At 60.3% G+C, this 19,505-nt stretch carries 13 protein-coding genes; 4 read left to right on the top strand and 9 right to left on the bottom strand.

Annotated elements, in window-relative coordinates; all coding sequences use genetic code 11:
* Positions 1 to 75 precede the first annotated feature (75 nt).
* Both OEG84_RS20370 and OEG84_RS20365 read left to right on the top strand, forming a co-directional pair.
* The gene (locus OEG84_RS20370) at positions 76 to 1,941 is read left to right on the top strand and encodes an AsmA family protein (RefSeq protein WP_267655433.1); all 1,866 of its coding nucleotides are present in this window, start codon (positions 76 to 78) and stop codon (positions 1,939 to 1,941) included.
* A gap of 158 nt (positions 1,942 to 2,099) precedes the next feature.
* Entirely contained in the window at positions 2,100 to 2,342 is a 243-nt protein-coding gene (locus OEG84_RS20365; RefSeq protein WP_267655432.1) for a DUF6460 domain-containing protein, read from the top strand.
* Between the two features lie 36 nt (positions 2,343 to 2,378).
* On the opposite strand, the gene OEG84_RS20360 is transcribed toward OEG84_RS20365, so the two are convergent.
* From OEG84_RS20360 to OEG84_RS20335, 6 genes are all read right to left on the bottom strand, one after another.
* Positions 2,379 to 3,200, bottom strand: a complete 822-nt coding sequence (locus OEG84_RS20360) for an ABC transporter permease (RefSeq protein WP_267655431.1) — start codon at positions 3,198 to 3,200, stop codon at positions 2,379 to 2,381.
* A gap of 10 nt (positions 3,201 to 3,210) precedes the next feature.
* On the bottom strand, positions 3,211 to 4,119 hold the full coding sequence (locus tag OEG84_RS20355; RefSeq protein ID WP_267655429.1) for an ABC transporter permease subunit: 909 nt from the start codon (positions 4,117 to 4,119) through the stop codon (positions 3,211 to 3,213).
* Between the two features lie 10 nt (positions 4,120 to 4,129).
* A complete protein-coding gene (locus OEG84_RS20350) occupies positions 4,130 to 4,507 on the bottom strand; it encodes a hypothetical protein (protein ID WP_267655427.1) in 378 nt (125 codons plus the stop codon).
* A 9-nt stretch (positions 4,508 to 4,516) separates the two neighbouring features.
* Positions 4,517 to 5,656: an ABC transporter ATP-binding protein gene (locus OEG84_RS20345; RefSeq protein ID WP_267655426.1), complete on the bottom strand. Its 1,140-nt coding sequence runs from the start codon at positions 5,654 to 5,656 to the stop codon at positions 4,517 to 4,519.
* A gap of 73 nt (positions 5,657 to 5,729) precedes the next feature.
* Positions 5,730 to 6,824, bottom strand: a complete 1,095-nt coding sequence (locus tag OEG84_RS20340; RefSeq protein WP_267655425.1) for a polyamine ABC transporter substrate-binding protein — start codon at positions 6,822 to 6,824, stop codon at positions 5,730 to 5,732.
* 250 nt (positions 6,825 to 7,074) lie between these two features.
* On the bottom strand, positions 7,075 to 8,511 hold the full coding sequence (locus OEG84_RS20335; protein ID WP_267655424.1) for a helix-turn-helix domain-containing protein: 1,437 nt from the start codon (positions 8,509 to 8,511) through the stop codon (positions 7,075 to 7,077).
* Positions 8,512 to 8,758: 247 nt separating this feature from the next.
* Here OEG84_RS20335 and aceA point away from each other — a divergent pair, with 247 nt between their 5' ends.
* Both aceA and OEG84_RS20325 read left to right on the top strand, forming a co-directional pair.
* Positions 8,759 to 10,048 carry an isocitrate lyase gene (aceA, locus tag OEG84_RS20330; protein WP_267655423.1) on the top strand — a complete coding sequence of 430 codons (1,290 nt, stop codon included), beginning with the start codon at positions 8,759 to 8,761 and terminating at the stop codon, positions 10,046 to 10,048.
* Positions 10,049 to 10,132: 84 nt separating this feature from the next.
* Positions 10,133 to 10,369 carry an SMc00767 family acetate metabolism repressor gene (locus OEG84_RS20325; protein ID WP_267655422.1) on the top strand — a complete coding sequence of 79 codons (237 nt, stop codon included), beginning with the start codon at positions 10,133 to 10,135 and terminating at the stop codon, positions 10,367 to 10,369.
* A gap of 163 nt (positions 10,370 to 10,532) precedes the next feature.
* Here the strand turns inward: OEG84_RS20325 and OEG84_RS20320 are convergent, their stop codons facing one another.
* The 3 genes from OEG84_RS20320 to OEG84_RS20310 form a co-directional block, all read right to left on the bottom strand.
* Positions 10,533 to 11,735: a multidrug effflux MFS transporter gene (locus OEG84_RS20320; protein WP_267655421.1), complete on the bottom strand. Its 1,203-nt coding sequence runs from the start codon at positions 11,733 to 11,735 to the stop codon at positions 10,533 to 10,535.
* A 1,206-nt stretch (positions 11,736 to 12,941) separates the two neighbouring features.
* Entirely contained in the window at positions 12,942 to 16,409 is a 3,468-nt protein-coding gene (locus OEG84_RS20315; protein WP_267655420.1) for a P-loop NTPase fold protein, read from the bottom strand.
* A 379-nt stretch (positions 16,410 to 16,788) separates the two neighbouring features.
* Positions 16,789 to 19,320: a methyl-accepting chemotaxis protein gene (locus tag OEG84_RS20310; RefSeq protein WP_267655419.1), complete on the bottom strand. Its 2,532-nt coding sequence runs from the start codon at positions 19,318 to 19,320 to the stop codon at positions 16,789 to 16,791.
* Positions 19,321 to 19,505: the final 185 nt, after the last annotated feature.

Below are 19,505 nucleotides of genomic sequence, written 5' to 3'. Positions count from 1 at the left end.
ACGCACTGGCCAATTGCATTCGCCCCCGCCACGCTTTAACCAGAACATCAGAACAACGGTTCAGGAGTACCGGGTTTGAAATCCAACATCGCGCAATGGCCTCTGCGAAGAATAGCGATCGCGGTGCTTGTGATAATTGTGGCGATTGGCGCCAGCCTGCCGCTTGCCGTGTCGAGCGGTCTGGTTCGCGACCGCCTGGAGCGCGACATCAGTGCCTGGGTCGGCCACACGGTGTCGCTGGGCGGCGCCCCGTCACTGGATTTCTGGCCGACGCCAACCATCAAGCTCGACAATGTCGAGATCCGCCCCTCGACCTTTGCAGGCGGTGACCCGATCCTGCGCGCCGAGAGCATCGTTGCCAATTTCAATCTGTTCTCGGCGGTTCTCGGAGCGCCGAGCTTTTCGGAATACCGGCTGATCCGGCCGACCTTCAATGTCGAACTGTATCCCGGAGCGACGTCCAACTGGTCGTCGCCCTCAGGCGAGCTGGCCAAGGGAATTACCGCCGCGGTGGCCCGCTACCAGGCGCAGCAGGCCGGCGACAGTGTGCCGGCAACCGCGGTGATCCCGGAATCGGCAGCGCTCGGCACCATCACCATTGTCGACGGCAGCCTGAAATGGGTTCGCGACCCGGGTGCGGAAGCCACCAAGCTGACGGCCATCAACGGCTCGCTTTCCTGGACCGCGCCTACTGCAATTGCCCGCGCCGACATCACCGCGATTTTCCGGGGCGAACAGGTCAAGCTGAGCGGTAGCACATCGAAACCGCTGCTGCTGCTTGGCAAGCGCATGGCGCCGGTGGAACTCAAGCTCACATCGGCGCCACTGAACTTCGACTTCAAGGGAACGACGACCCTTGGCGGCAACCTGTTCGTCGCCGGAGCACTCGAATTATCCAGCGCCTCGGTGCGCCGCACGCTGGAATGGTCGGGAACCGACATCCGGCCCGGCGAGGCGCTCGGCGCGCTCGCATTATCGGCGCAATTGTCCACCGAAGCAAAGAAAGCCAAGCTCGACGAGCTGATCATCGAGGTTGACAAGAACCGCGGCATTGGTGTGCTGGATGTCGAATTGCGCGACGACGCTCCGCCATTGATTGTCGGCACCCTTGCCTTCAATTCGCTCGACATCGGCTCGTTCCTTCAGGCCTTCACGCCTCTGCCGCAGGCCGGCGACGACATCGCCTCGACCATCGATACGCGGTTCCTGCGCGAGATCGGCCTCGACCTGCGGCTGTCGGCGCAATCGGCCAATTTCGGCCCGGTGGCGATGTCCAACCTGGCGGCCGCGGCGCGCGTGGACCAGGGCCGCGCCTATTTCGATGTCGGCGATGGCACCGCCTTTGGCGGCAGCGTGATCGGTCGCATCGCGCTGTCGGAAAAAGGCATCGACGGTGGTGTCAAAGTGCAATTGTCGGCCCGCGATACCGATTTCGGACGGCTTTACGACGCCATCGGCCTGACCGGCCCGCTGCCGCGCGGCATTGGATCGCTGGATATCGAGGTGACCTCGCCCTATCCGACATGGGCCACCGCGCTCACCGATCTCACCGGGCGGATCAATCTGGCCGTCGGCAAGGGCGTGGTGCCGGGGCTCAACATCCCGAAATTCCGCGAACTGGCCGAAACCGAGCGTTTCTTCGATCTCGACCAGCTTGGTACCGGGGCCGGGTTTGCGTTCGATTCCGCCCATATCGAAGCCATGATCGCCGATGGCCAGGCCGATCTGAAGATTGCCGAACTGATCGGCCCAAAGCAGATGATTTCGCTCTCGGGCGTGATCCCCTATTTACGATCGAGCCTGGCCATTGCCGGAATTCTGGGTCCCAAGCCTCCGGCCAAGGATGCCGCTGCGGCCCCCGCCGACGCCAGCATAGAACCGCTGAGGTTCTTCGTCGGCGGTTCCTGGCCGCAGCCGGTGATTTCACCGGTCAAACCGTGAGTGGGCAGCGCGATCGATCAATGCTTGCGCAATATCGCACATTTGGCGACAATCCGGCACAATGGCGCAATGTGTTCGGGCGGAATATGCAGCGCTGTAGTCAAAACCGGTCGACCCGAGCGCGCATTACCGGCCTGGCAAGGGAGTAGGGGCACACCATGTTGCGGGTGATTTCGGCAATCGTCAAAATCGGGCTGGCTTCGCTTGCCACCGGCGCGGTGCTGTCGGCTCTCAACATCTCCGCAGCCGAACTGCTCGAAGAAATCGGGTTGACGCCCGAGCGGGTGTTTGCGCTGTTGCAGGAGGGCGCGGCCTGGGCCATCCCCAACATCGTGCTCGGCTCCATGGTGATCGTGCCGATCTGGCTGGTTACCTATCTGCTGCGCCCGCCGCGCAGCTGAGATCCCTCACCCGTACGGTCTTTTCCCGCGCGTGCCTTACCTTTCGGCGGTAGCGGCCTGTTCGTCGCGCAAGCGCTTGACTTCGCGGCTCTTGGTGAGCACCGAGGCGATGATCACGCCGATCGCCACCACGGCGATCATCAGTGTGCTCACAGCGTTGATTTCCGGCGTCACGCCCAACCGCACCTGCGAATAGATCTTCATCGGCAGCGTTGTGGCACCAGGGCCGGAGGTGAAGCTGGCAATTACCAGATCATCGAGCGACAGCGTGAACGCCAGCATCCATCCCGAGACCACCGCCGGCAGGATCACCGGCAGGGTGATATGGGTAAAGGTAGTTATCGGCCCGGCACCCAGATCCATCGCCGCCTCTTCAAGCGACCGGTCGAAACTGAACAGCCGCGATTGCACCACCACCGCGACAAAACACATCGAGAAGGTGATGTGGGCCAGCGTCACGGTCCAGAACCCGCGCGAGAAATCGACTGCCACGAACAACAGCAGCAGCGACAGGCCGGTGATCACTTCGGGCATCACCAGCGGCGCGAACACCATGCCGGAAAACAGGATCCTGCCATTGAAGCGGGTGTAGCGGGTCAGCGCCAATGCCGCGAGTGTGCCGAGCGCCGTGGCGATGGTGGCCGAGACCACGCCGACCCGGAAGGTCACCCAGGCCGCGTCCATCAGTCCCTGGTTGTTGAACAGTTCGCGGTACCATTTCGTTGAAAACCCGGCCCAGACGGTGACCAACCGGGATTCGTTGAACGAATAGATGATCAGAAGCACGATCGGCAGATAGAGAAAGGCAAATCCGAACACCACCGAAGTAATGTTAAAGCGCGACCAGGTGGTGTTCATGAGAGTGTCCTCATTGTCCGCTCTCCTGCGCCTTGGCCTGAGCCTGCTGGAAGATCATGATCGGCACAACCAGGATCAACAGGAGCAGCACCGCCACCGCCGATGACACCGGCCAGTCCCGGTTGTTGAAGAACTCGCTCCACAGCGTCTTGCCGATCATCAGGGTGCGCGAGCCGCCGAGCAGATCGGGGATTACGAACTCGCCAACGGCGGGAATGAACACCAGCAGGCAGCCGGCGACGATGCCGGGAATGGCCAGCGGAAATGTGATCTTCCAGAACGCCGAAATCGGCGGGCAACCGAGATCCTGGGCCGCCTCGATCAGCGTGTAATCCATCTTCTCGAGCGCCGCATAGATCGGCAGCACCATGAAAGGCAGATAGGAATAGACAATACCGATATAGACCGCGGTGTTGGTGTTGAGGATGATCAGCGGCTCGTCGATCAGGCCGATGGCCAGCAGCAACTGGTTGAGCAGGCCTTCGGGCTTGAGAATGCCGATCCAGGCATAAACCCGGATCAAAAAGCTGGTCCAGAACGGCAGGATCACCAGCATCAACAGGGTCGGCCGCACCGAGGTCGGCGCACGCGCCATGCCGTAAGCCAGTGGAAAGCCGATCAGCAGGGTCAGAAGCGTTGAAATGAAAGCGATGGTGATCGAGGAGATATAGGCGTTGATGTAGAGCGAATCTTCGGTCAGCCAGAGATAATTGGAAAAGCTGAACTGCCTGAACGCATCGATGATGCCGGAAATGCCATCGGCCATGTCGATGGTCGGCGCATAGGGTGGCATCGCCATCATCGGCTCGGACAGCGAGATCTTCAGGACAATGCCGAAGGGCACGAGGAAGAACACGAACAGCCACGTGTAGGGGATGATGATGACCAGACGGCGGGTGAAGGCAGAGATGAGCTTCATGGGATGGCCCTCACTTCCGGTCAAAAATCGCGTACAGGGCAAGGATTGCCATGACGGCGGCGAAGACAATGAAAATCACGCTGGCAATGGGTTCGAACAAATTCGGGGCGCCGAACAGGGTGGCCATGAAGCCGACGGTCGATATCGATACATAGGCGGCCATGTTCTGTTCCCGTACTGGGCGGGGCTTTCCGACATAGCCGCGGGTTCTGGCCCAGCTCAGGGAATAGACTGAAATGCCGATATAGGCGAGGTAGACCAGCGACAGTTCGGGACGCAGCAGCATCAGGGTGACCGCGACAGCGATCGTCATGATGATCGCCGCGGTGCGGTTGGTCTTGAAGGGGTGGGCCGGGTCGGCCTTGTCGGCCTGCTCAGTGCTGGTCATGGCCATCCCTCAACCGCTCAACACAACGCCGCCATCGGCATTGAAGCACACCCAGATCTCTTCGTCGTAACCGATCGGGTCTTCAACCGTGCGGACTGCGTTGAGCACCGAGGCTTTGACTATCTCCTCGTTCTTGAGCTTGATGTGGAACACCGTCATGTCGCCGAGATAGCCGATATCCCAGACTTCCCCCGAGACGGCATTGATCCCGCTTTCCGGCCTGGTCCGGGAAACGCGGAGTTTTTCCGGCCGGATGGCGAAACTGGCTTTCTGGCCCGGCTTCATTGCGACCGTGGAGTCGGAGCGAATATGCATTCCATCAGTGGTCTCGATGTCGATAACGCTGCCGTTCGCGCCGGTCACTTCACCGCGAAACAGATTGATGTCGCCAATGAAGCTGGCGACGAATTCCGAGTTCGGCGCTTCATAGGTTTCCGCCGGCGTGCCGATCTGGACGATGCGGCCGAGATCCATCACCGCGATCCGGTCGGCCATGGTCATGGCCTCTTCCTGATCGTGGGTGACGACGACGAAAGTCAGCCCCAGTTCCTGCTGCAGATCCATCAGTTCGAACTGGGTTTCCTCGCGCAATTTCTTGTCGAGCGCTCCGAGCGGCTCATCGAGCAACAGCACCTTGGGGCGCTTGGCAATCGAGCGCGCAAGGGCCACCCGCTGGCGCTGGCCACCCGAGAGCTGATGCGGCTTGCGCTTGCCGAACTGATCGAGCTTGACCAGCTTGAGCATGTTGTTGACGCGATCCTCGATCTCGGATTTGGCCATGCCGTCCTGCTTGAGGCCGAAGGCGATGTTCTTTTCCACGCTCATATGCGGAAACAAGGCATAGGACTGGAACATCATGTTGACCGGCCGCTTGTACGGCGGAACCCCTGAAAGATCCTGACCGTCGAGCAGGATCTGGCCATTGGTCGGATTTTCGAAACCGGCCAGCATCCGCAAAAGCGTGGATTTTCCGCAGCCCGAGCCGCCCAGCAGTGCAAAGAATTCCTTCTGGAAAACATGCAGCGTCAGATCCTTGACGGCGACGAAATCACCGAACAATTTGGAGATGTTTTCAAAGGCGATATAGGGGCGCTGGCCTGGGTCGTTCCAGGGTTCGAAACTGCGCCTGATGCTTCCCAGAGATTTCATGATCGTGTGTCCCCGCGATCAATTCTGTTGAAAAACCCCCGGCCCGGTGCCGGGTCGGGGGTTCAAACCGTTATCACTGACCGGTGACAACCTTGGTCCAGGTTCTGGTCAACACACGCTGGGTGCGCTGATCCTTGGGCGACGTGGAGTAGAGGCGGCCAAAGGTTTCCTCGTCGGGATAGATGGCGGTGTCGCCGATCACGTCCTCGTTGAGGAACTGCTTGGAAGCCAGATTGCCGTTGGCGTAGTAGACATAGTTGGAGGCCTTTGCGGCGACTTCCGGCCTCATGATGTAGTTGAGGAACTCGTGCGCCTCTTCAACGTGAGCGGCGTCAGCAGGAATGGCAAAACTGTCGAACCACATCAGAGCGCCCTCTTTGGGGATGATGTAATCGATGGTCACGCCCTGATCGGCTTCGGCGGCGCGGTCACGGGCCTGCAACACATCACCGGACCAGCCGACCGCCAGGCAAATGTCGCCATTGGCCAGCGCGTTGATATATTCGGACGAATGGAATTTCTTGACGCTGGGACGGATGGTGAGCAGCAGCTCTTCGGCCTTGGCGATATCATCGGGCTTGTTGGAATCGGGATCGAGCCCCAAATAGTTGAGCGCCGCCGGCAAAATCTCCTCGGGCGTGTCGAGCATGTAAACGCCGCAATCGGCCAGCTTGGCAATGATCGCCGGATCAAACACGATGCTCCAGGAATTCAGCTCCATGTCGCCAAGCCGTTCCTTGACCTTGTCGACATTGATGCCGAGACCGGTGGTGCCCCACATGTAGTTGATGGCGTGCTCATTGCCGGGATCGTATTTTTCCAGCCGGGTGGTGATGGCGGGATCCATGTTGACGAGATTAGGCAGCTTCGATTTGTCGAGCTTCTGGTAGACACCGGCCTGGATCTGCCGGGCAAGGAAGGTGCCGGTCGGAACCACCAGATCATACCCGGTCGACCCGGCGAGCAGCTTGGTTTCCAGCACCTCGTTGGAATCATAAACGTCGTAGACCACCTTGATACCGGTCTCGGCAGTGAATTCGGTGAGGATCGCCTCATCGATATAGTCGGACCAGTTATAGATGTTGACGACGCGTTCTTGAGCAGAAGCGAGCACTGTCGATGCGGCAAGCAAAACGGCTGCCGAAAATAGGCGGGTTTTCAGGGTCATTCCTGTTCCTCTCGATACTTTGTTCCTCCCACCCTGCGGTTCTCGGGTCTTGCGCCCAGTTCCCGTCAGATGTGGATCCACGCCGATGCCGGTAGACCGGAGGCTCGCGGACCTACAACCCTATGAAGGAATTGCCCGAGCTACAAGTGGAATTGATGCAATGCGGTGCGATTGAAACAGACAGGCAAAATCGCTTCCGCGCTCCAGCCGCATACGAGCCGGATCGCTGGCTTTGGCCAGCCGGACCCGATCACTGAAAATCAAAGGCGGAAATGCCGGTGACCATTTCGTCGAGCCCGAGCGGGCGGGTGATCGGCGGTTCGGCACGGGCCAGACAACCGGCCCGTTCGCACAACCGGCATGACGGGCCCACGGGAATGGCGACCGGCTTGGGCGTCTTGCCGCCGGATACGGGCAGAGCCTCGCCATAGACGATGTCATCGCGGAAACCGATATCGCAGCCAAGCAGGATGGCAGTGCGACGCGGCCTTTCGGAAAACGCACCCTGAGGCCCCTCCAGCGTGCGCGAAATGGTAAGAAACTCGGCGCCGCCGGGCAATTCCACGGCCTCGACAATGATCTGCGAGGGTTGCGAAAAGGCCGCGTGAATCGACAATTTGGGGCAATTGCCGCCAAATCGCTGCTGTGGAAAACCTTGCGCGCCGGCCCGACGGAAACGATGACCGGCGACATCAACCTCGAGCATGAAGAATGGCACGCCCTGCAGATCCTGCCGGGCGAGCGAGGTCAGGCGGTTGGCCGCCTGTTCAAAGGACACGCCAAAACGTGATTTCAGCACATCGATATCGTAGCGCGCGCGTTGGGCTGCGGCGTGAAACGCCCGGTAAGGCATCATCAGCGCATGCGCCGCGTAACGGGCGAGCTCGAAGCGGGCAATCCGGCGGGCCTCGTCGCTCGACAGCTTGAGGTCGTTGACGCCGGCGACGATGGCAACGTTCATGCGGATCAGCGAGGCTTCCATGGCGACTTCGCGCAGCTGGTCAAATGGCGACAGCCGTTCGGACAGGAACAGCCGCTGCGAATGGCGGTCATAGCGGCGGCGCCAGTTGGGCATGGTGGCAACCGGCAGCGAGCGCACAACAATGCCGTGTTCGGATTTGAGCCAGGCCTTGAGCGCGCCCATCAGATCATCGCCCGGCTTAAGCAGCAGATGAAAGGCTTCGGCTTCCTCTTCCAGTGCCGAGTGGTGATTGGGCCGGGTTTCGAGTGTCTCGCGGACTTCATCCATCGGCAGCCGCGCGCCCGACAGCGCCGGGCTATGGCCGTCGCGGGCGAGCATGGTCGACAGATCCGAGAGCCGGGCTGCCTGTTCGCGGTAGGCGCGGTGCAGCTTGACGATCGCGGCGCTGGCATTGGGCGCGGCCTCGGCGATCTCGATGACTTCCTGATCGCCGGGCAATTCGCCAGCAAGCAGCGGATCGGCAAAGACCTCTTTCAGACTGCCCAGCGCGCCGCCGGCCTCACCCTGCAGTTCCTCGACATCGATCTTGTAGACCGCCGACAGCTTGAGGATCAGCTGCACCGTCAGCGGCCGCTGGTTGCGCTCGATCAGGTTGAGATAGGAAGGTGAAATGCCCAGTGCCTCCGCCATCGCCGTCTGAGTCAGGCCCTTGGCGTTGCGGATGCGGCGGATGCGCGGCCCCGCGAAAATCTTCTGGTCTGCCATCAGGCGCCGCCTTTACAGGATTTTACAGAATTCGCCGGAACCCGACGATCTGGCATCTTTACAATTGTGACAAATTTACAGAGCCTTCCTGTCAAAGGCAAGACAGATTTACCCCAATTATCGGCCGTGAATACTGAATTCTCTCGGCGATGTGTGCGGCGCAATGTAAATCTAGTCACATCAAAGGCGGCAAACGGCTCCCACACTGTCCCGCCCGAACCTGATACTTGCAGACCGGAGACACATCATGACTGATTTTTACAATCTCGTTCCCACCGCTCCCGAAGGCCGCTATGACGGCGTTGAGCGGCCCTACAGCCCGGCTGACGTTCAGAAGCTTCGCGGCTCGGTCAACATCAAACACAGCCTCGCTGAAATGGGCGCCAACCGGTTGTGGAAGCTGATCCACGAGGAAGACTTCGTCAATTCGCTTGGCGCCATGACCGGCAACCAGGCCATGCAGCAGGTTCGTGCGGGCCTCAAGGCGATCTACCTTTCGGGCTGGCAGGTTGCCGCTGACGCCAACACCGCCTCGTCGATGTATCCCGACCAGTCGCTCTATCCGGCGAACGCCGCACCGGAGCTTGCCAAGCGCATCAACCGCACCTTGCAGCGCGCCGACCAGATCGAAACCGCGGAAGGCAACGGCCTGTCGGTCGACACCTGGTTCGCCCCGATCGTTGCTGACGCGGAAGCCGGTTTCGGCGGCCCGCTCAACGCGTTTGAGATCATGAAGGCCTTCATCGAGGCCGGCGTTGCAGGCGTTCATTACGAAGACCAACTGGCGTCGGAAAAGAAATGCGGCCATTTGGGCGGCAAGGTTCTGATCCCGACCGCGGCGCATATCCGCAACCTCAACGCCGCGCGGCTTGCCGCCGACGTGATGGGCACACCGACGCTGGTGATCGCCCGTACCGATGCCGAAGCTGCCAAGCTGCTGACCTCCGACATTGACGAGCGCGATCGCCCGTTTGTCGATTATGACGCCGGCCGCACCGTCGAAGGTTTCTACAACATCAAGAATGGCCTCGACTCCTGCATCGCCCGTGCGGTTGCCTATGCGCCGCATTGCGACCTGATCTGGTGCGAGACGTCCAAGCCGGATCTCGAGCAGGCCCGCAAGTTCGCCGAGGGCGTGCACAAGCACCATCCGGGCAAGCTTCTCGCCTACAACTGCTCGCCGTCGTTTAACTGGAAGAAGCATCTCGACGATGCGACCATTGCCAAGTTCCAGCGCGAACTCGGTGCCATGGGCTACAAGTTCCAGTTCATCACGCTGGCCGGTTTCCACCAGCTCAACCACGGCATGTTCGAACTCGCCCGTGGCTACAAGGACCGGCAGATGTCGGCCTATTCCGAGCTGCAGGAAGCGGAATTTGCTTCCGAGGCAGACGGCTACACGGCGACCAAGCACCAGCGCGAAGTCGGCACCGGCTATTTCGATGCCGTGTCGATGGCGATCACAGGCGGCAAGTCGTCGACCACGGCGATGGGCGAATCCACTGAATCAGCCCAGTTCCGCCCGGCAGCTGAATAGAGCAACCTCCCCTCACCCGCTCCGGCGGGTGGGGACCCCAAACAAACATCATACTTCACAAACCCCGTTAGAGGAGAAATGCACATGACACCCCAGACCCGCGTCAAGGAACGAGCCGAAGAACAGTCCTCGGCCATGGATGCAGACCAGCAGGCCGCGATCCGCAGCCTTGCCAATGACCTGCACCGCCTCAACCATTCGGTCATGAAGGCCGTGGATGCCGGCGTCTCGGTGGAACTGGTCCGCTCCGCACGCCACCATGGCGGCGACGGCAACTGGGGTGATCTGCTGATCCCGGTGATTGTCACCCAGAGCCGCTAAGCTTTGCCGACTGATGATCCCGGGGCCCCTGTTTCCCGGATTGCCTCCAGGCAAAATTCCCCGTCGCGGTTCAGGCCGCGGCGGGGTTTTTGTTTCCGGTCAACTCTCTGAAAACATGCCTGTACCTACCCGTTCAAATGAATGGATTTAAACGCGACATGCACTATTGAGCGGCGACCAGACGACGGCCGCGGGCGCTGCCGGTGATACGCATGGCGGTAAATGCCAGCACCGCGGCCAGCGCGATGGCGGCCACCATCGGCAGCGGCGTGCCATCGAAAAACGGTCCGGCCAGCATCGTCAGGATGCCGCCGGCCAGCATCTGCAGCATGCCGCCCAATGACGAGGCCAGGCCGGCAATGTCGCCGTGATCATCGAGCGCCATCACCATGGTGGTGGGGATGACCAGGCCGAGGCAGCCATTGGCGCAGATCAGCAGGCCGACCAGCAGCGCGAAATGATCGAACCCGGCAGCCATCAGCGCCAGCAGCAGCAGCGTGAAGCCCAAGAATCCGCTGACCGCCCAGGAGACGACCCGCTCGGCACCGAATTTCTCGCCGAGACTGGCAGCCATCTGCGAGGCGGAGAAAAAGCCCAGCGCATTGGCGGCAAAGGCGAGGCTGAAGCCGGTCGGCGTCAGCCCGTAATGGCCGGTATAGACAAACGAGGCGCTGGCCAGGAACACGAAGAAACTGGCCATGCCGAAACCGCCGACAAAGGTGAGCCCCATGAACACCGGATCGCGCAACAGCTTGAGCGAACCGCCGACAATCGCCGAGAGCCGCACCGGAACCCGGTTTTCGGGCTTAAGGGTTTCCGGCTGCAGCGTCAGCGTCAGCAGAATCGAGAGCCCGGCCGCCACCGCCAGCACACCGAAGATCGCTCTCCAGCCGGAAATGGCAATGACGCCGGAGCCGATCAGCGGCGCCAGCATCGGCGAGACCGAGATGATCAGCATCACCAGCGCCATCAGCCGGGTGGCCTGGGTGCCGGTGTGCATGTCGCGGATGATGGCGCGCGGGATCACCATCACCGCGGCGCCGCCGAGCGCCTGCAGCACACGGCCACCGACCAGCCAGGCCATGTCGGGGGCGGCGGCGCAGACCAGCGAACCCGCGGCAAACAGCGCAAGGCCGGCAACAACCGGCGGCTTGCGGCCGACCATGTCGGCAATCGGGCCATAGATCATCTGGGCCAGGCCAAAGGCGATGAAATAGGCGGTAATGGTCAGCTGTGCCGCGGCGGCGGTGCTGCCGAGATGATCGGCAACGGTGGGTAACGCCGGCAGGAACATGTCGATGGCCAACGGCCCGACAGCGGACATGAGCCCCAGAATAACGGCGGAGCGGACAAAGGGAGACAACATCGAGTAACCTCGTCATGAAAAGGAGACGGGCATCGGCGCTTGGGCGCCAGGCCGCGTCATCGTGCTAGTAAATATCTCTGACAGATTTTGTCAGCAGTCGCAAAACCCCGATGGGCGCTGCCTATCGGGCCGACCGAACCGGCCGGGTGGCGTGCAAACATGGTCTGACGGAGCTTTGGCGGAAATCGGCAAAGCGCGCCGGATGCTGTGACGATCCGGTGGCTGGATTCCCGCCAGCGCTACCGGACCCGTGGAAAATTGTTCATGCGACCTGCTCCCGAAATTGGGGTTGCGGTTGTCCCGTTTACGCCCGCCTTGCCGCGCTGCCCAGAAAAACCTGACTTGAGGCGGCGATTATTGCGCACAGCTGTTGCAGGCTTGCCGCAGGGCGGGACGTACCATCGACAACAGGGAGGGAGAAAAGCGGACAGCCGAAAGCCGCCCGCGCGGAGACGCCGGGGGTCTGGAAGGGATTGGTCCGGAGGGCCGCACGCATGCCTTGCCTTACGGAGAATGAGATATGCAGGTGCATGCCCGTGAGCGTTTCCATGAAACCAAGGAAACGCAACATGCACCGGGTGGCGCAACACGCGCGCGGCCCGAAACTTGCCGGCTGCTGTTCCGCAGCCGACAGGCGGTGGCCTGCTTCCCGCAAGGGGTGTTGCCGCCCTGCCCGGGTTGCCCCGGCGCGCGGCCGGAACAGACCGCGGGAGATGCTTTTGGCGCTGGCTCCGGCACGAACCCTGACCGACCGCCCCGCAGCACTTTGCGTTGGGGCGGTTTTACCGGCCATGTCCGCCACAGGCCCGTTCCGGTCTGATCCCGCAGCGCCCTCATTTGCGAGAGCTGCAACGGGAAAGCCGGCCCGGTGGCTGGCGTGGCCACTTGGCCGTGTCGCCCTGGCTTTGGGGAGAACCCCGAAACCGGACGCCGCCAGCGGAACCGCGATGGCTGCCGCCTCCCCCGCCCGCCGCCGCACGTCAGGGCCTTGGACCGGGGGCATTCCCTTCCGCCTGGCTCGAAACGTTCGCGATCCATCCGGCAGCGGAAGCACGGCGATTATCGCATGGGGTGCGAGGGTGTGGAAAAAGTGGGGGCTTCGGAGCGGTGGCCGCAGGCCAGAAATCAACGAAATTGATTTCAGCGAACGAAGGCCTGAGCGCGAAGCCGCGCGAAGGCTGTACGATGCAATCGGCATTTGTTTCGTCATTTTGAGTGTTGAGCCAGCTCATCGCTGGGTGATTTCGCTGCGACTTTCAACATGCGACCGCTTGTTGCCGGCATGATTTCTGCAAGCCACCCAATTGTTTCGGTGTTGAGCGGAGCGCTTGGCCAGCCTTTGTCCGGATTGGAAAATGTCAGCAGTTCTACCACAGACTTAGTGTCGACCAGTTTTTTCACGAAGGCTATTGCCTGTACCTGGGAAAGATCGCCCTCGATCTTTTCAAGTGCTTGTTTCACCTTTTGCTCATCAGGTGGTTCAGCGCTCATAGTCAGGACGACATCCGCCAATTTGGGATGCCTAGTCAATGTAAACCAGCTCATCGGCCATTCGACCGCCATGACCACCCAACGCACCAGTTGCTGCCACTGGGTGCTTCCGGCCCTGTATTCGGGGTAGACCTTGGTCATGACCTGCTGGTTGAGCGTCAGCGTGTTGAGAATACGCTTGATCTGACGCGGATTGGGCGGCAGCGCAGGAGCCAAAGCCAGCAGCAAATGCCGGGTTTCGGCTTCGGCTTCCTCATCTCCGACCGCCAGAAAATCGAGCTCTCGGCCCACATTGCGTCGAATTTCCTCACTCATGCTTCCGAAATTGTCGGCTTTGATGTTCTCGAGGACTTTCTGAGTTGCTGCTTCTCTTTCCGCAAACTTCTTGGTCGCCAATGCACTCACAATTTGCTCAGTTATTGCTGCAGCTGAACTTAAGCCAACCACGGAGAGCGTTACCGGCGCCACTAGCGACGCCGCATTCAATGCCATTGCCAAACCATTCTTGATCTGCGGTGATGATATCTCGAGTTCTCCCTCTGGTCCGTCCTGCCTTGTTTCCGCCCGCTCGTTCTCGAGATCCGGCGACAGCAGGAATTCGACATAGCCTTCCCGCACCTCTTCGGTCATCGCAGGCAAGACCATCGACAGTTGGATTGCCTTTTCAACAAAACGCCCACCGAAGGAATGTTCGGCTCCGACGTCGATCGCTTTCATTTCCTTGTTGACCTCGGCAAAGGCCTGCTCGATCCAGTCCCGGTCGCCTAATAGCACGTAGACAACGCGGGGACTGGCGAGAATGGTCTGCATTCCGCGGACAAGCTCGGTGACGAACTTCGCATTACAGCGGTCAAGATCATCCACGATAACAATGATCGGGCGGTTTAAGCGCCTGGTGAGCCTGAGAAAATGATCTCTCATCCGCTGCAGCGGGTCGCCCGCCCCGAGGGAGTAGTTTTTCGCGGCGTCGGGTGTGCCGGGTGTGAGCGATTGCGCAAAGGACGACAGAATGGTGCGGATGGTTGCCCCGCCACCAAACAGCACCACAAGCAATGCAGCCAGAGCACCCGGTAGATCCTTGCCGGAGATGCCGCTTTTTGACGGGTCGGCGAAGTTCAATGAAAAGATGCCGGACCAGACGAGAAACCAGAGTGCCAATGCAGTTGCAGCCGTAACATAAATACTTGTCCGAACCTTCGGTGTTACGAGACGCCAGAATGTTTCACCGACCCAAAACTCAAACCGCCGGAGATGGGGCATCCAGAGGTAGCCGTCATACGCGAATTCCCTGAGAGGTTCGGCGGGACGATTTGTTTCATCCTGGCTTTTACCCGGCGGCGGATCGTCCCATCGCTGATTGGTTTCATTCACCGCTGCATCGGTCGCAGCTTTGCGAATGGTCTCGTAAAACACCCACCAGGGCGGCGAGACATGCTCATGCTGCCAGGCGTTGAACTGCACCACATGCCAGGGCCTACGATGGGATTGCTTCCATTTCTCTGCATCGCCAAGCGGCAAGTCCTTGAGCCATTTCGGAAGTTGCGGCAGGCGGTAGGGATTGAGGATCTGTGTCAGATATTGCGCGAAGGTTGTTTTGCCGCCGCCCCATGGCGCATCTACATGGACCACAAAGCCGGGCTCGAGCGTTTGCTTCGGACTGCGCTTGAACAGGCCTGTCCAATAGGCGCTGTCAAACGGGATGACCGGACTCGGAGGTGGATTCATGGAATCCCAGACATCATTGAGCTGACCAGCAAGCGCGAAGGCGATTTCGGAGCGCTGGAGATAGTCCACAGATCCATCGACATTGTCGCCGACATAGGCGGTTTCGGCACGGCCTGTTGGGATGTTATTAGTTAATCCGGCGCCTTCTTTAGAAGTCACACTTTCTTCGCTGTTGGCGGTTTGATGTAACTGGCTCAAGAGATCGAATAGATTGCCCTCCTTGATCGCCCACTGTGTTCTGCTCAGTTCAATACGACCTTTGAAGACGCCGAGTTTCTTCCAGAGATTCGCCAAATCATCTGACTGGATATCTGTAAATCGAGGATCGAACTCTACTTTCAATTCAAGTGTCGATTCAGTTGGACGGATATCAACCAGTTTTCCCACTTTGGATGAACCAGCGGTACCGCTCTCATACGTGAACAGCGTTGGTAAACGTTTGAGCTTTTCAATTGTGATCGGATTAAGATTCGAAAACTCATCTCGAAAAAAGGTATTCGTGTAACCTCTCTCTAGAAACCGAGATCGATCATACGAGAATATCTTTCCCCCTTCCCAATACTCATCTTTTTCGGTGCGGATCACTGAAAATCGAGATTGATCGTAGTCCGGAGCTTCAATTCGATTGGATGGTTTTGCGGGCGGATCTTTACGCTCCGCAATCCGGGCAATGTCGTCTATTACCGCTTGTGGGTCTTTTCTGCTCCAGAATTCATCCGATTGTGTGGCTATCTGGACTTCTACCATCTCATCAAACAGGCTCTGCGGCGCGTTGTTCAACGCATTGGGCAGAAGTGCTCGGTACCAGTCAACGATCAAACCCCAAGAGGTTGTTTGCGCCAACTGGCTTCCGGCGAACGCATCGAAGGGTTTGCGAGCCCAAGGCGGGAAGTTGGCTTGGTATTTTTCGCTGCCACGAACATCGTCGAGCCAGAGGCGTTGCTCTTCAAGAGCCTTCCCATTAGCCTCCAGAAACTGGGCGTCTGCATGAACCGATTCCCAAATTTCGCCTGGAACTGAGTTTGAGCGGACAAAGTAGCCGGCGGATGCAGCACTGGACGCAGCCCGGGCTGCAATATTGGGGACATCAGCGGATACGAATACAGATGCGGCGCGGGCTGTTGCGGCGGCGGCTGATCGGGCAGCGTCGACGGCGGCGCCAGTGGCGAGAGCAGCGGCGACTGCGGCGGCATCGGCGGCGGCGGCGGCTGCCTGCCTCAAATTGCCGGAAGAATTTTTGATCCCGACCGAAGATATTAGAAGGCAGCGCCAGACTGCTAGTGCCAATCCCTGAATTCTTTCCTTATCTACATCCGATCCTTTGTTCCATCCACTTGTTACCAGCGGAAATACCCGGAGCGAGGCGCGGAGCGCAATCTGGTGCGCCCAGTCCACAGGCCTATCGGAAAGCCAGCGTTCGAGCGATTCCTGATCGATGATTTGAAGCGCTTCCACCATTCCCACTCCCAAATGCCTAGAGCACTCTGGCAATTAGTGGTTGTGCTGACAAGTTACTTTCAAAACCGAATTTGATTCCATATTCCGTCATGCTGGCCCTAGATTCAGCATCCAGCAGGCTTACTTCCGCAAGCCGGACTATCCGTCGCACATGCAGTGTTCTGTGAGAATCTTTCGCGCCCGCCGACGCGGGCGCTGCTAAACCCCGGATCAAGTCCGGGGTGACGGGTTGGGTGCGATGAGGGGCACCCAGTTCCCAACCCAAATCTGCCGGACGTCCGCTGAATTCCCCCGCCCGGATCAGCGGCTCTGCGCTGGCTTCTCCGACCTCCCCACAAGGGGGAGGTGGGGGGCTGCGTTATTCCTCGCCGCTGGTGGCTCAGGCGGCGTGGGACTGGTGGGGTTGGCGGGCCTGGTCGAGGTCGAGGCGGAAGGCGGCGACGAGGGTGCTCAGTGCGGCTGCTTCCTGGGCCAGGGTGTGGCTGGAGGCGTTGGTTTCCTCGACCATGGCGGCATTTTGCTGGGTCATCTGATCCATCTGGTTGACCGCCGTGTTGACCTCGCCCAGACCGGTGGCCTGTTCGCGGCTGGCGGTGGCCATGGCGCCGACATGGGCGGAGATTTCCTCGATGCGGGCGATGATGCGGGTGATCGCCTCGCCGGTTTCGCCAACCAGGCTGACGCCGGAACGGACCTCGTCGCCGGCGTGGGCGATCAGCTGCTTGATTTCCTTGGCGGCGGTGGCGGAGCGGCCGGCCAACTCGCGGACTTCCTGGGCCACCACGGCAAAACCGCGCCCGGCCTCACCGGCGCGGGCCGCCTCGACCCCGGCATTGAGCGCCAAGAGGTTGGTCTGGAAGGCGATCTCGTCGATCACGCCGATGATCTTGCCGATCTTGCCGGAGGCTTCCTCGATGCGGCCCATGGCATCAACAGCGCGGGACACAACTTCGCCGGAGGCGCGGGCGTCGTTGGCGGTGTCGCCGGCGAGCTTGTCTGTGTCAGTTGCGCGGCTCGAGGCGGTGCGGACGGTGGATGAAATCTGGTCGACGGCGGCGGCGGTCTGTTCGAGCGAGGCCGCCTGCTGTTCGGTGCGGCGCGACAGATCATCGGCGGCAGAACGCAATTGGGCGCTGTTATCGGTGATCGAGCGGGCATTGTCGCGGATCTGGTGCAGCGCGCCGCGCATGCGCTCGACCGACTCGTTGAAATCGGTGCGCAGGCTGTCGAGTTCGCCGCTGAACGGGGTGTCGATTGTGGCAACCAGATCCCCCTGGGAGAGATTGCGCAGCGCCTGACCCAGAGACTCCACGGCAAAGCGCAGCTCTTCATCGGATTTCTGCTTTTCAGCATCGGCACGCTGACGCTGGCTGGCGGCCTGGTCGCGGGCGCGCTCGCTTTCATCCTCGACGCGAATCTTGTCGATGGCATTGTGCTTGAAGACATCGAGCGCGCGGGCCATCTCGCCGATCTCGTCGGCACGGGCGTTATCGCTGAGATCGGTGTCGAGATCGCCGGAAGCCACATCGCGCATGGCGTTGACCAGCCGCAGGATCGGGCGCTTGAGGGCGGAAATCAGCATGAAGGCGGCGAGCAGGCCGAACAGGCCGGCGGCGGCGGCTGCCGTCAGCGTGATGCCACTGGCGCGGCCCTTGACCAGCTCGGCGCCGCGCTGCTGGCTGCTGGCGAAGGTGAGTACGCCGCTCCAGGCCTGGTTTATGCGGTCCGAAGCCTCGACGAAATCGCTGTTCTTGGCTTCGTTGTTGGAAATCAGGTCGCGGACCAGCCCCGGAATCGCCGCGGCTTGCTCGATCCAGTTGTCGCCGATGGTCTCGAGAATCGGTGCGCCGCTGTCGGAAAACGACAGCAGTTCGACGCTTTGATCGAGCACACTGAGCTTTGCCGCCAAGGCTTCGCCACTTTCCTGCACGGGATTGCCGACAAATTCGGCAATCGACAATTCGACCGCGGCCAATCCGGCCAGGAATCCCCTGGCATCGGTGATCATCTGCTGACCCTCCAGGATCGGCTGATCAAGCTCGCCGAACCGAACCATCGCCTTGCGCGCCACTTGCGCGCCGAGGCCTTGCAGCTTGATGCCGGTCGGACGCAGCGCATTGGCATATTTTTGCAGTGAGATCATGCCGGTGTCGCCGCTCACGCCCGCTTCAAGCGTTGACAACAATGCGCCGAGATTGTCAGCGATCAGGCTTTTGACGGCCGGTTTGGTGGCGGGAATGGCGGCCGGCAGCGTTTCATGAAGATCCGTGATTTCGGACTTCAGATCATTGGCAGCCTTGAAGGTGTCTTCCGGGGTGCGGGCACCGGAAATGGCGCTGGAAATCCTGACGATGGCCTGCGCGCCATTGCCGATCTGCTCGGCTGACCGGAGCATGCCCTTGGCTTCTGCTTCGGAATCGGCCAATTCGGTGGCCACCGCCTCAATCTTGCTGTTGAGCCGGTCGCGGACGCTGCTGATCTCGGTCAGGATGGCGGCGAACCTGGCGCGGATTTCCGTTTCCTCGCCGGACAGCCTCCACAGATCATCAACATTGGTACGCAATTCTTCGGCCAACACCCGGGCGCTCTCGAGCGCGTCTGATTCCTCGGCATTCTCGGCAAGTGCAATCACGGTTTGCATGTGCGCAAGCTGGGCATCGAGGCTGTTTGTCACCGCCGCGCGCTTTTCCTCGCTTTGCTCCTGCAGGAAATTGGTTATGCCGGCATAGGCTTCCTTGAAGCCGCTCAGGGTTTCGATGCTGGCATTGGTGCCAAGCAGGCGGTCGCCCAGCAAATTGCCGGTATAAAGGTTGATCGAGGCCAGCCCGGCCATTCCCGCAATCAGCGGGATGACAAGGACGATAACCTTGGTCTGAATCGAAAAGCGGGCGAGGAGCCTGTCAATGTTCATGATACGAAACCCGGATGTGCTTGACCAAAAACCATGCGGGGAGACCGCCAGGACACCGGGTTGCATCATGCAAGAGCGCCGATGCCTCAACATCGCGCCTGTCTGCCCGTCTTGGCCGAAAGTCGCAGAGACGGGTTAATGCACCCTCAACGCGCGACCTCGAAATCTGCCGGGCATTCGGGCAC

Source organism: Hoeflea algicola, from assembly GCF_026619415.1.
Taxonomy (GTDB): domain Bacteria; phylum Pseudomonadota; class Alphaproteobacteria; order Rhizobiales; family Rhizobiaceae; genus Hoeflea; species Hoeflea algicola.
Note: the sequence above shows the minus strand (reverse complement) of the source record. Positions and strands in the feature narration are given on the sequence as shown.